This window comes from Leeuwenhoekiella palythoae (genome assembly GCF_020310025.1).
GTDB classification, from domain to species: Bacteria; Bacteroidota; Bacteroidia; order Flavobacteriales; family Flavobacteriaceae; genus Leeuwenhoekiella; species Leeuwenhoekiella palythoae.
Genome location: NZ_CP084318.1, coordinates 2416146 through 2428594 on the forward strand (window position 1 = coordinate 2416146; position 12449 = coordinate 2428594).

The following is a 12449-nucleotide window of genomic DNA, read 5'->3' on the forward strand; positions in this document are numbered from 1 at the left end:
CTCGCAGAAAACTCAGCCGCAATTGGATTTATAAATTGTTATGTGCTGGCTTTTATTTTCGTTTTAATTTGTTTTCATAATTAAGGTTTTCAAAAAAAGTCAATTGCCTCTCGAATAGATATCCATTTGCAATAAAATTCATTTCATATTCATCTGTTTTTAAATTCAATTCCATTTGGTCAATCGAGTATTCACTAATTAAAATTTTAAAGTATCGAGCGTATAGTTTCGAAACTCCGAATTTTAATAAAATCCACATTGGAGACAGTAAAAAAGGTTCAATCGTTTCTTTACCTCTAGTGATTGTAATTCCAATTATACTTTCTTTTGGGATTGGAATTGCAGTCAGCTTATTTGAATAATTCGAACGTAATAAAATTCCGCCTGTCCGTTTTTCAAAGTTGCATTTTGAATCCAACTTTAAAATTTTAGATTCAGAATTTTTGGCTTTAAATGACTTCAGATAAAATCCAGCACTACCGATTGCTTTCGGTTTTTGAAAGTCAATTTCCGCTGTTTTTCCTATCTGTTTTATAATTGCTTGTTCAGTCATTAAATTCTGATACTATTGTCCTTTTTGCTTACACATAACTCCCAGATAAAAAATCCTAGTACTACCAAATATTCTACGGCTATTAACCAAAAGTTTTCTTCTACGCGATCTATTTTGTATGCCGAATAGCTGAGGAAAACAACTAAACTCCATACAATCGCAAAGCGAAATCTTGTAAAGATTGAAAGCAATAAAGGGGTTGCGATATACCAAGGATGAACCGTTGTGGCACAGAGAAAATAAAGCGAAGTACCTAAAAGTAAGGTGCTCATTAAATGTTGCTTACGATCACTTTTTCTGAATAAAGCAAGAAGCATTAGTCCTGCAATAACTACAATTGGCAACAATGTTCCTGCTGTGGCGATAATGTTGTATCCTTTCACTTGAAAACCAATCCATCGTATGATATAATACACACTGGCATTAAACTCAAATTTTTGAAACCAAAGTCCGATGGTTTGTGAAAAATGAGCAATTAATTCTTCGGTAAAAAAGGGTGTGAAGCTGAGTATAAAAACACCAATTACCACAAAATAATACCGAAATAATTTCCATAGGGATTGCAGCGGTTTTTCAGCTAAAAGTTTAAAAGGTTTTGAGTTTTCTACAGTTTTTGAATGCGCTGTGATCAAATACTGAAAGAATAACGGAAGCATCAGCAAGGGCAGTAATTTGACAGCAATGGAAAGCCCCATCAAGAATGCCGACCAGAACCAGTTTCCTCTGAATAAAAGATAGAGAGAAGCCAGCAAGAAGAATAACATCACCCCTTCAAAATGCAAATTTCCGGTGAGCTCGATGATGATAAACGGATTTAAAAAATACCAGAAGATCTGATGCTCGGGCAGTTTTAGTTTTTTTAATAATTTTCTTCCTATCCAGAAGATTCCTAAGTCTGCAGCAATACAGCAGATACGCAAAACGATTACGCCACCTATAATAGAGTTTCCGCTTAAAATTCCCGAAAGCCAAAAGAAGAATTGATTTGCCGGCGGATAATTTGAGTAGTGTTGACGGCTGAGAGCGCCCATTCCGTTTAATAAATCCTGAGCTTGTGCAATGGGTATTTCGCCTAAAGCAACCCACTGATTAGGTGTGTTTAAATATGGGTTGAGGCCTTCTGCAAGCAACCTTCCATCCCATAAAAACCTGAAATAATCTTGAGAAAGATTGGGCAGTGCGATTAGCAAAACCAGCCGTGCAGCAATACCAAGGATCAGCAAGATCTTACCGTTGAATTTAAACGACTGAATAAGCTTAAAGCTCAGGAAAAATGCTCCGGCATAAAGACTGATCAACCGTATAAAATCATAACGCTCCAGATCGTAAGCGAAGGCTGCATAGAAGCCTAAAAGCGTTACCGCCATTACTATCTGAATTTTATAAGCTTTTAAGGTTTCAAGCATTAAGAAGTAGTTGAGAGCCTAAAAATACAGAATCTATTTTGCTTGAGAATCTCAATTAGATTCGGCTAAAGATGGACTTGAAAGCGACAAATCCGAATCCCGCAAAAAGCATAATATGAAAAAGGATCAACCCGAAGTCATTCACCTTAAAAGCGCTGTAGATGGCAAAACCAAAATAAAGAAACAGTATACTTTCTAATAGCATACCTGAAGAAAGATTCTTTTTGAGATAAATATTGCCGCTCCATTGTTCGCCTAATTTGCTGACATTAAATTTTGGCGTGCGTATAAATTCTGATTTTTTACCAAAATGCCCCTCTAAAACAGCAAGAGAGTTGTGCACGCTAAAGCCCATCGCTACCGAAAAGAACGTAAAAAACATCCCGATATACTTAAAGAAATTTTTGATTCCACCGCCGTGAATACGCTTATAGGTCACCCAATAACAACCAAAGAAAATGACCGTGCTTACTGCAAAAGCAGCGATCACATTAAAATACCAACTGTAGGCAGGATTGTTGTTTTTGATGTACAAAATAGGAACACTTAAAATAGCTACCAGTAGTACTAAAAGGAACATACTGCTGTTAAGCAGATGAAAAAAACTATGAAATTTAGTCTTAAAACTTACTGAAGGATCTTTGAGCAAGCGCCCATAAAGCTTCTGAAAATTCTCTGCTGCGCCTTTATTCCATCTAAATTGTTGCGAGCGGGCTGCGCTAATGGCAACCGGTAATTCTGCGGGGGTTTCAACATCTTCCAAATACTTGAAATCCCATTTTTTTAGCTGCGCACGATAGCTAAGATCAAGGTCTTCGGTTAGGGTGTCGCCCTGCCAGTTTCCGGCATCAAGAATACACGTCTTGCGCCAGATGCCTGCTGTGCCATTAAAGTTGATAAAATGATGTCCAAAATTGCGACCTACTTGTTCCAGCACAAAGTGAAAGTCTAGTGCAAATGCCTGAATCTTGGTAAGCAACGAATAATCCCGGTTGAGGTGCGCCCAGCGCGTTTGTACCACTCCTATTTTTTCATCTTTGAAGTAAGGCACAGTCTTTTGCAGCCAATCAGGATTAGGCACAAAGTCTGAATCAAAAATGGCAATAAATTCGCCTTTTGCGATCGCAAGTCCTTCTTTTAATGCACCGGCTTTAAAACCTTGGCGGTTGGTGCGGGTAATGTGTTTTATTGGGATTCCCGCCGCCTGTAAAGCTTCAATTTTACGTTGCGTGGTTTGCAGACTTTCATCGGTAGAATCATCGAGAACCTGAATCTCGAGTTTGTCTAGCGGGTAATCTATTTGTGCAATATTGTCAAGCAGCCGTTCTACCACATACAATTCATTATAAAGTGGCAATTGAATGGTTACAAACGGAATTTCTTCAGCTTTAGAAAAGTCAAAAACCGGCGCGTCATCCTTTTTCTTTTTCGCTTTTAAATAATTCAAAAGCAGATTCAGTTGTGCCAGGCTATACAGAAAGATCACTGTTAGCGCCAACGTATAAATGATGACAATCGCGGTTTGCATTACTTAAAACTGTACTTAAAAATCCAGCCTAGAATTTTTACACCGGCAAATATAGCACCTTTGACGGTTCCTGAAACTTTAGAAACTCCTATGCGGTTTCGGTATTTTACGGGTATTTCTACATAGCTTAATTTTTGCTTTAAGGCTTTAAGCTGCATTTCTACCGTCCATCCGTAGGTTTGATCTTGCATATGTAAAGCGAGCAACTTATCGTATTTGATCGCTCTAAACGGACCAAGATCTGTAAAACTCGAATCAAAGATCCAGCGCATTAGCGTTGTTGCGAGCCAATTGCCAAAACGCTGCGGAAACGTCATACTCCCTCTTTCGCGAAAGCGTTTTACACGAGCGCCTATCACAAAGTCAATACCATCGTGAATAATAGGAGTCACGAGTTCGTCTAATTGTTCCGGGTAATCGCTATAATCGCCATCCAGAAAGACTACGATATCGGGCTTTTGCTCTTGCGCAGCAATGTATTGCATCCCTTTGAGGCAGGCCAATCCGTAGCCGGGTCTGTTTTCCCTGAGTACTACAGCTCCCGCTTCTTGCGCACGTGCTTCAGTTTGATCGGTAGAATTGTTATTCACTACAATGATCTCGTCTACATGATTCGGGATGTCTTTGATCACCAGACCTATCGAATCTTCTTCGTTAAAAGCAGGAATAATTACCTTAATCAAGGTCATGAACGCAGGGGTTTTGTAAAATTCTAATTGTATTAGTCAGTAGTCGGTTTTTCAAAAATAGCTTACGGCAGCACTTCTTTGTAAAGAGGTTATTTGTGTAAGCTTCAATATTTTAACATTGATGTTGAAAACCAAACGCTCAAACCTAACGTATATGTAAGTGATTGATGTTAAAAACTATACTGACAGTATTGATCTTTAAATAGAACTCATGTTGTATTGATTAGCCTTAATACCAAAAACTAAAGATTGTTTGTTTGTTATATGATTTGTTTAAAGGTGGAAGTGGAGACTTCCGCCTTTTTTTGTTTTGAATGGAAAGAGGTTGCTACGGTACTTTTAGCCTTTTAGCAGAAGTACATCGAAAAACTTAGCGTCGAGCTTTAATTGATGCGCTGTTTACGCCCAACTAAAAAGTAAAGTATTGATCCCAGAAAATTGAAGAATAATACAATGAGCACCCAGATAATTTTGTTGCTCCCGGAAAACTCGTGGCGCACAATATCAACCAACGCGATGATAGGCAAGATCAATCCGAATACGCCAAAAATTAAAATCAAAAGTACTTGCCAAGGTCCTACCATTCCGAGAATCATAATATAAAAGATTTTAGGAGTTTAATATACAGTAATATATCTAATTCTGATTTAGATAATCCATTAAATCAACATCGTTTCCCAGAAGCACTTCGCGGCTGTTGATGCGTTTTTCGGTAGAAGCATTTTCTAATTTTAAAACCCCACGCGGGCAAACCGCAGAGCAGATACCGCAACCAACACAGCTGGCGCGAACAATATTTTCACCTTTCTGAGCGTAAGCACGTACATCGATTCCCATTTCGCAATAGCTTGAGCAATTTCCGCAAGAAATGCATTGTCCGCCGTTTGTTGTGATTCTGAATTTTGAAAATAAACGTTGCTGAAGCCCCAAGATGGCGGCCATTGGGCAACCAAAACGACACCACACCCGATTTCCGAAAATAGGGTAGAAGCCGGTGCCGATCACTCCACTAAAAATACTACCAATTAAAAATCCGTAAGTGGTACGCAGGGTTTCTGCCGGAATTAAAAAAAGTGTGCTTCCGCTGGAAAAATGAATTCCTATTAAAGCGAGCACGATAACCAAATAACCAATCGCACCGTAGCGTGCATCTTGCTTTAATTCTTCCTTTTTAAAAAGCCAGATTAAACCGAAAAGGGCCGTTAGAAAAACAGCTACTCCAATGAGAAACGTATCTTTGGTTAGCCAGTATTTTTCAGAATCGTAGCCCAGATAGGTGGCGACTACGGCTGTGGTCATCACCACTACAAAAACTAAAACACTATGTACCACCCAGCGTTCTATCTTCCAAGCAAATTCGCTTTTATCACTTAAATGTCTAAAAGGATCTCCCGCCGTTTCCGCGAGTCCGCCGCAACCACACACCCAACTGCAATACCAGCGTTTTCCGTATTTATACGTCAAAATAGGAGTGATCACAAAGATCGAAGCGATTCCAAAAATCAACAGCGCCAGACCGATGCTTCCTGAGGAGATGAAGCCATCCACGCGGTACTGCTCAAAATTATAGTAGTTGAGCGGCCAGATGTTCTTTAGATCGTAATATGGCAGATTGAAATCATCACTATTCAGTTGCGCCATAAACTCAGGAATCAGAAAAGCAAAAGCGGTTTGAAAAAACATCACGCTTAGTGTGCGTAAGCGCTCATAGCGGTTGTAGCGGTATTTCCATAAAAACTTAATGCCAAAACCAAGTATGGCGATGGTATAAAGTGTGCCGTACACAAACCACTGGCTGGCGGGATTTCCACTCAAAATTTTACTCAGCGGATCAAATAACGCGATGAGTCCGCTGTTTTCTCCTTCGGTATTGAGACCTAAAAGTTCTGCTTTAAAGTAGAGTACAATGTAAAAACCGGTCAATGCCAGCCCGGCAACCCAAGCTAGAAATCCGCGATTAGAAATTGATTTAAACCAGACGCCGTCGTTTTTAATTCCGGCTTGCTTATCTGCATAAGCTCCGTAGGAAAACAAAACGATCCCAACAAAAATCGAAGTTAGCGCTGTGGTGAGCCATAGGCTTTGGTTCATTAACCGCACATTAAAAATGGCGAGTACAAGTAGTAACAAACCGCCTACGCCCAATGCCGTTGCCAATTTTTGAATCGTGTTTAATGCAGCCGGTGGTTGCCCGGTGAGCGACATATCGCGTTGTACAGAACTCATGCTTTACTATTTGCGCCACTAAAAGCAGCGTTAATGTTTGAATAATAGGATTTAAAAAACTCAGGATCAAAATTGGCTTGCGCTAAATTTTGAACTACTTCGTCAACAGATTTTCGAGTATTGAGCCAGTGGTCTAAAACGTCGTGTCGCATTCTAATACCAAAAGTGTTGATGCCCAGAAATGCTCGGGTTTCCTTGTGATAGGCAATAGTGATGCATTTAGTATTGTCAGGATGCTTCCAATGAAAATGCGCCTCGTAAGGTTTTTTGTTTTTATCGCTAAAGACCCAACCATAGGTTTGATATTCAATATCAAAGAATTTTGCGCTGTTAAACCAATTTCCGGGATTATATTCAAAAGGATTTCCGCAGATGGTTTGCGCGACTGTTTCGCCCATCATACGGCCGGTGTACCAAACCGCCTCAACAGGTTTCCGTAAACCTATGGCTTCGTGCTGCTGTGCACAATCGCCAATGGCATAAACGTGGGCTTGATTGGTTTGAAGCAGTCGATTGACCAGAATGCCTTTGTCTGTGGCGATGCCACTCCCTTCTAAAAAATCAATTTTAGGTTTAACACCCGTGGTTATTCCTACCAAATTGCAGCTGATTTCTTTGCCGCTCTTTGTGCATATGGCTCGTACGTTACCCTGCGCATCGCCAAGAATTTCATCTAATTCTTCCTCGTGAAGCAAATTAATGTGATGACTTTTTATGTGCTCAGAAATCATTTGCGCATCAGCTTCAGGCAAAACACCAGACCAAAATCCTTTTTCGCGTACCAGCATCGTAACTTCTATTTTACGCGTATGCAGCATTTCGGCGAGTTCAACGCCTATGAGTCCGCCGCCTACAATCACCGCCTTTGGGCAGACTTGGTTGTTAGGGGCATTTTTCTCGAGTAATTCAAGATCTTGTTTAGAGACTAAACCTTGAACGCCCTGAAGCTCAAGACCCTTCCAGCCATAAGTTGCAGGAACAGATCCGGTAGCGAGAATCAAGGTGTCATAAGTCATCGTATCGCCCTCTGCAAGTAGGAGCGTCTTGTTTGCAGTGTCCACTTTTTTGACGTAGGCTTGTTTGAGGTCGATTCGGTTTTTTGACCAAAAATGATCTTCATAAGGTTTGAGATCTTTAAAGCGCATATGGCCCATATAGACATACATCAAGGCCGTGCGCGAAAAAAAATGCTCACTTTCCGCAGAAATAATAGTGATTTTTTTATCAGAATTTTTGCGAATATGTCGCGCCGCGGTTACCCCGGCGATCCCATTACCCACAATGACCACGTGCTCCATAAATGTCAAGGTTGTTTTTACAAGATAAGAACTTAGCTTCCTCTTAAATACATTTTAACGGCAATTTTAGACGAAAGAAAACCGGGAAGCTATCTTAAATTTCCAGTATTTTTAGAGCAATGAAAAAACTAACCTTCCTCATCACCTTCTGTATTCTGGCAATCTGCCTGTTAGGCTGCTCGGCTACTACAGTGGTGAAAGACAAAATCAACGGAGTAAGTTTTGTGGCTTCGCGCGACACGCTTCAGCAAAAAAATATTGATCCCATACTAAATATTGGAGCTAATGCTGCGGCAATTATGCCCTTTGGTTTTATTCGGGAAAAGAATCATCCGCAGTTGCAGTTCAACTCAGAGCGGCAATGGTATGGCGAGCGCTATGAAGGGGTGAAACAGTATATTGAATTGCTGCATCAAAATGCAATTGATGTAATGGTGAAGCCGCACATCTGGATCTGGCACGGGGAATTTACTGGAGATATGCAGATGAATTCTGAAGCCGATTGGAAGCTTTTTGAAAACAGCTATGAAGAATTTATTTTATTGTACGCGCAACTTGCCGAAGAAACGCAAACGGAGATTTTATGCATTGGCACCGAATTGTTCAATTTTGTTGATCAACGACCGGAGTTTTGGCAGCAGCTGATCAAGGACGTTAGAGCTATCTATTCCGGGAAAATCACGTATGCCGAAAATTGGGATAAAGTAGATCGCGTGCCTTTTTGGTCAGATCTCGATTTTATAGGTGTTGATGCGTATTTTCCGGTGGCTGAAGCGCAAACCCCAACGGTAAAAGAGGCCATTGCAGGCTGGATTCCACATAAAAAAGTAATAGCATCTCTTTCAAAACAAAATAACATCCCTGTACTTTTTACTGAATTTGGATACCGAAGCGCAGACTATGCCGGGAAAGAACCGTGGGCTAGCGACCGCCACGAAGGCGCGATGAATACGAAAGCGCAAGTTAATTTGTATCAAGCCTTATTTGAAACGTTTTGGGACGAACCTTGGTTTGCAGGTGGCTATGCGTGGAAATGGTTTCACGATCACGAGCGGGCCACAGCTACTGGTAATAATCGGTTTACGCCTCAGGGCAAGGAGGCCGAGATGCTTTTGAAAAAGTGGTATTTAAATTCTGTTAACTAATACTTTAAAAATGTCAAACTCTTGCTAATTGGTAAGAGTTTAAGAGGTTAACTTTTAGGTTGTTTTTAGCTTAGCAGTACTAACTAAAAAATAACCTATTATGTCCATTTTAACCATAATACTTTCTATTCTACTTCCACCATTAGGAGTTGCGCTAAGCAAAGGTTTAGGTAAAGATTTTATTATCAATGTGATCTTAACGCTTTTGGGCTGGTTGCCCGGTGTGATCCACGCATTCTATGTGAATAGCAGAGGATAATTTCTGAGAAATAATCTAAAAAAAGGGTTTTGCAAATGTTGTGGGAAGCCCTTTTTTTATTGGCGCCGCTAAAGGATTTATACCCTGTGTCGAAATGAGTTTTACTTAATTAATTATGATCTAAGCCACTGGTTTTTTTAGGTGTTTACAGTAATAAGCGAGTAATTCTTCGGCGGAAGCACCAAACCACTTTTTCACGTAGATCGCCCAAAAATGGTATTGCACATACCATACACCATACTTTTCATACATACGCGCTGAAGATTGTATAGGCTGCTGAATCACGACAAAACTGTTTCGGGCGTAGAGTTCGTTGATCAGGATATTGTCTTCATAAATGATATAGCTTTCATCAAAACCGCCAATTTCATCAAAAAGTTCACGCGTGATAAACTGACTTTGATCACCACCTCTGCATGCTCTCCAACTGAATTTAGTTAACCAACTGGCAAAACGCAACCACCAATGTTTACTGTCAAAGCGCATTTTAAAGCAGCCTGCGGGATTACCTTTTGCAACTTCTTTCTCAATCAATACATCAAAATGCTTTGGAGGAAATGAATCTGCATGCAAGAAATAGAGGATTTCTCCTTTTGCAGCCTGGGCGCCGGCATTCATTTGTTTTGCACGACCTCGCTGAGAAGTTATAAGGCTAACCGCTAACCGGTTTGTGTCTTTAAACTGTTGAGCCAGCGCGAGCGTATTATCGCTACTTCCGCCATCTACGATGATGAGTTCAACTGCGAGCACGCGGCCAATCTGATCTTTGAGATGGTCTAAGAGGCAGGGTAAATTTTCAGATTCATTAAGAACCGGGATAACGATACTTATCATTAAGAAGTGTTCTGGTGCGCTTTAGATGCTAGGGGATTGTCAAATCTAAAGGAATTCAGCGAATTACAGTAAAAATTAAAATTATTGTTCGTTTAAACTCCAATCGTAATTTTTATAAGAAACGCTTGCTCCTGCATTGATTTTGGTAGTGCTGAATTGATTCACATAATCAATGATCGTGGGTGTTTCAGTAGTGATAAAATCTTTTTTATACCAATCAAAAATAGAGGAAAGCTTTACGCTATTCTTTCTAATTTCATTTTTGTCAGAGTTGATAAACTCTTTAGTCGCACGATCTAGTTGCTCGTTGATCTTTCCGGCGGTATAGGCTTCATCCAGTAATTTAGGGCATGACATCGACGCACAATTGATCGCAAAATGAATACGAGGTTCGTTCATTTTACGCAGAACCCCATTTTCGATCCCACCAAGCGCAAGCTTTTTATTTCCTACAGGAACAACACTTCTAGTCCAGGCACCATCAATATCCTTAATACTCTCTACCGGATAATTATTTAAGATTAAATCTACCGTATATGCGTTGTAAAGGTTGATGTAATACGCAAGCAATTCTTGCACAGACCAATCGCTATTAGGTGAATACGAAGAAAGTTGAGTTAAATACTTATTTAGCGCACCACGATCTTTATTAAAACCTTTGTAGTCTACCATACCATCTGCATCTACGTGCTTTTTCAGCAAGGCATCCCAAGCACTGTGGTCAACATTTTCAGCTGAATTGGCAGTGGTCGAGGTGAGTTTATCCGGCGCTTCTTTAGTGGGCTGACCGCCGCTAGTGATTCCGGCAGCAGAAAGCAAGTTGCAGCTGTGAAGGCTAAGTGCAATTATAAGAAGCAGGCAAATACGTTTCATAAGTAAATACATAAACTGGGTTATTTTGATATACATACGCAAGATAACGGCAAGTAGATTTGAGCAACCTAATATTAACAAGAACCTTAACAGATTTTGGGTAGAATTTGGGTTTTAAAGTGTTGAGGTAGATGTATTGGTCTGATTTATTGCGAATTACCTAAAATACGGTGATTTAAAATATGTGCCGTTTATTATCGTAATTTTGCACCGCAAAAACTACCTTACGGAAAAGCCGCACAGGTGGTTAAATAGAAAGCCTAGCGTTTTCTAAATCTCGATGTTCGAGTAAAAGCATAAAGTAAGTTTTATGAGTATTGTAGCTATTGTAGGGAGACCTAACGTGGGTAAATCCACTTTTTTTAACCGTTTGATTCAGCGTAGAGAAGCTATTGTTGATTCTGTGAGCGGTGTTACTCGTGACCGTCACTATGGGAAGACTGACTGGAATGGGAAGGAATTTTCGGTAATTGATACCGGAGGTTATGTACGAGGAAGTGATGACATTTTTGAAGAACAAATAGATAGGCAAGTAGAGCTTGCGATCGACGAGGCAGATGCCATTATTTTTATGGTTGATGTAGAAGCCGGTGTTACCGGGATGGATGAGGATGTAGCCTCTTTATTACGTCGCCAATCTAAGCCGGTTTTTCTTGCTGTGAATAAAGTAGACAACGCGATGCGCGCAGACGATGCTGTAGAATTTTACAGTTTAGGTCTTGGTGAGTATTATACCATTGCGAGTATAAGTGGTAGCGGTACCGGAGAATTATTAGATGCTTTGGTTGAAGTGCTTCCGGAGAAAGTAGAGGAAGAAGAATCTATTTTACCGCGATTTGCTGTGGTAGGAAGACCTAATGCCGGGAAATCTTCATTCATCAATGCTTTAATTGGGGAAGACCGCTACATCGTGACGGACATTGCCGGAACCACGCGTGATGCGATAGATACCAAATACAACCGCTTTGGGTTTGAATTTAATCTTGTAGATACTGCGGGAATTCGTCGTAAATCTAAAGTTAAAGAAGATCTTGAGTTTTATTCTGTAATGCGATCAGTGCGCGCGATTGAGCATTGCGATGTGTGCTTGCTCGTGGTAGATGCTACACGTGGTTTTGATGGCCAGGTTCAAAATATTTTTTGGTTAGCAGAACGCAACAGAAAAGGGATTGTGATTCTTATCAACAAATGGGATTTGGTTGAAAAGGAAAACAAAACCTTGCGAGAGTTTGAGAAATACATTCGCACACAGATAGAACCTTTTACAGATGTGCCAATTGTGTTTATTTCGGCACTTACGAAACAACGTGTCTACAAGGCTATTGAGACCGCTGTAAAAGTATATGAGAGCAGAAGCAAGCGTATTAAAACCAGCGAACTTAACGATTATATGTTGCCGCTTATTGAAGCGACTCCACCACCTGCGACTAAAGGGAAATACATCAAGATCAAATACTGTATGCAGTTGCCTACGCCGCATCCGCAGTTTGCGTTTTTCTGTAATCTTCCGCAGTATGTGAAAGATCCTTATAAGCGTTTTATAGAAAATAAGTTGCGCGAGGCCTTTGATTTTGAGGGAGTGCCGATCGCAGTATATTTTAGAAAGAAGTAATACGTTTTTTCAGAATTGGTTATAAA

12 protein-coding genes are annotated in these 12449 nt (G+C 40.3%); 3 read left to right on the forward strand and 9 right to left on the reverse strand.

From position 1 onward, the window contains the following. Positions 1–52: 52 nt before the first annotated feature. The 7 genes from LDL79_RS10275 to LDL79_RS10305 all read right to left on the reverse strand — a co-directional run bounded on the left by LDL79_RS10275 (position 53) and on the right by LDL79_RS10305 (position 7700). Positions 53–553 carry a hypothetical protein gene (locus LDL79_RS10275; protein ID WP_225597642.1) on the reverse strand — a complete coding sequence of 167 codons (501 nt, stop codon included), beginning with the start codon at positions 551–553 and terminating at the stop codon, positions 53–55. Further along, entirely contained in the window at positions 553–1959 is a 1407-nt protein-coding gene (gene mptB, locus LDL79_RS10280) for a polyprenol phosphomannose-dependent alpha 1,6 mannosyltransferase MptB (protein WP_225597643.1), read from the reverse strand. The genes LDL79_RS10275 and mptB overlap by 1 nt, the downstream gene beginning before the upstream one ends. Before the next feature lie 55 nt (positions 1960–2014). After that, positions 2015–3487, reverse strand: coding sequence for a cellulose synthase family protein (locus tag LDL79_RS10285; RefSeq protein WP_225597644.1), 1473 nt, complete (start codon positions 3485–3487; stop codon positions 2015–2017). After that, a complete protein-coding gene (locus LDL79_RS10290) occupies positions 3487–4176 on the reverse strand; it encodes a glycosyltransferase family 2 protein (protein ID WP_225597645.1) in 690 nt (229 codons plus the stop codon). The genes LDL79_RS10285 and LDL79_RS10290 overlap by 1 nt, the downstream gene beginning before the upstream one ends. Before the next feature lie 383 nt (positions 4177–4559). Then, positions 4560–4772, reverse strand: a complete 213-nt coding sequence (locus LDL79_RS10295; protein ID WP_072984999.1) for a PLDc N-terminal domain-containing protein — start codon at positions 4770–4772, stop codon at positions 4560–4562. A 40-nt stretch (positions 4773–4812) separates the two neighbouring features. Then, entirely contained in the window at positions 4813–6402 is a 1590-nt protein-coding gene (locus LDL79_RS10300) for a 4Fe-4S binding protein (RefSeq protein WP_225597646.1), read from the reverse strand. After that, positions 6399–7700, reverse strand: a complete 1302-nt coding sequence (locus LDL79_RS10305; RefSeq protein WP_225597647.1) for an NAD(P)/FAD-dependent oxidoreductase — start codon at positions 7698–7700, stop codon at positions 6399–6401. The genes LDL79_RS10300 and LDL79_RS10305 overlap by 4 nt, the downstream gene beginning before the upstream one ends. Before the next feature lie 119 nt (positions 7701–7819). Here LDL79_RS10305 and LDL79_RS10310 point away from each other — a divergent pair, with 119 nt between their 5' ends. Together LDL79_RS10310 and LDL79_RS10315 are read left to right on the forward strand one after the other, a co-directional pair. Beyond that, entirely contained in the window at positions 7820–8845 is a 1026-nt protein-coding gene (locus tag LDL79_RS10310; RefSeq protein ID WP_225597648.1) for a glycoside hydrolase family 113, read from the forward strand. A gap of 100 nt (positions 8846–8945) precedes the next feature. After that, positions 8946–9104: a YqaE/Pmp3 family membrane protein gene (locus LDL79_RS10315; protein WP_072984991.1), complete on the forward strand. Its 159-nt coding sequence runs from the start codon at positions 8946–8948 to the stop codon at positions 9102–9104. Between the two features lie 120 nt (positions 9105–9224). Here LDL79_RS10315 and LDL79_RS10320 read toward each other — a convergent pair whose 3' ends face one another. Continuing rightward, complete coding sequence (locus LDL79_RS10320; protein ID WP_225597649.1) at positions 9225–9938, reverse strand: TIGR04283 family arsenosugar biosynthesis glycosyltransferase; 714 nt, start codon at positions 9936–9938, stop codon at positions 9225–9227. 81 nt (positions 9939–10019) lie between these two features. Beyond that, the gene (locus LDL79_RS10325) at positions 10020–10823 is read right to left on the reverse strand and encodes a DUF547 domain-containing protein (protein WP_225597650.1); all 804 of its coding nucleotides are present in this window, start codon (positions 10821–10823) and stop codon (positions 10020–10022) included. 298 nt (positions 10824–11121) lie between these two features. Between LDL79_RS10325 and der the strand changes: the two genes are divergently transcribed. After that, positions 11122–12423, forward strand: a complete 1302-nt coding sequence (gene der / locus LDL79_RS10330) for a ribosome biogenesis GTPase Der (RefSeq protein ID WP_225597651.1) — start codon at positions 11122–11124, stop codon at positions 12421–12423. The last annotated feature ends 26 nt before the right edge of the window (positions 12424–12449 follow it).

Bases quoted from the DNA above. Each gene is read 5' to 3' on its own strand.
- LDL79_RS10285 (WP_225597644.1), bottom strand. From the start codon at position 3,487: ATGCAAACCGCGATTGTCATCATTTATACGTTGGCGCTAACAGTGATC.
- LDL79_RS10295 (WP_072984999.1), bottom strand. From the start codon at position 4,772: ATGATTCTCGGAATGGTAGGACCTTGGCAAGTACTTTTGATTTTAATT.
- LDL79_RS10300 (WP_225597646.1), bottom strand. From the start codon at position 6,402: ATGAGTTCTGTACAACGCGATATGTCGCTCACCGGGCAACCACCGGCT.
- mptB (WP_225597643.1), bottom strand. From the start codon at position 1,959: ATGCTTGAAACCTTAAAAGCTTATAAAATTCAGATAGTAATGGCGGTA.
- LDL79_RS10275 (WP_225597642.1), bottom strand. From the start codon at position 553: ATGACTGAACAAGCAATTATAAAACAGATAGGAAAAACAGCGGAAATT.
- LDL79_RS10310 (WP_225597648.1), top strand. From the start codon at position 7,820: ATGAAAAAACTAACCTTCCTCATCACCTTCTGTATTCTGGCAATCTGC.
- LDL79_RS10290 (WP_225597645.1), bottom strand. From the start codon at position 4,176: ATGACCTTGATTAAGGTAATTATTCCTGCTTTTAACGAAGAAGATTCG.
- LDL79_RS10320 (WP_225597649.1), bottom strand. From the start codon at position 9,938: ATGATAAGTATCGTTATCCCGGTTCTTAATGAATCTGAAAATTTACCC.
- der (WP_225597651.1), top strand. From the start codon at position 11,122: ATGAGTATTGTAGCTATTGTAGGGAGACCTAACGTGGGTAAATCCACT.
- LDL79_RS10305 (WP_225597647.1), bottom strand. From the start codon at position 7,700: ATGGAGCACGTGGTCATTGTGGGTAATGGGATCGCCGGGGTAACCGCG.
- LDL79_RS10325 (WP_225597650.1), bottom strand. From the start codon at position 10,823: ATGTATTTACTTATGAAACGTATTTGCCTGCTTCTTATAATTGCACTT.
- LDL79_RS10315 (WP_072984991.1), top strand. From the start codon at position 8,946: ATGTCCATTTTAACCATAATACTTTCTATTCTACTTCCACCATTAGGA.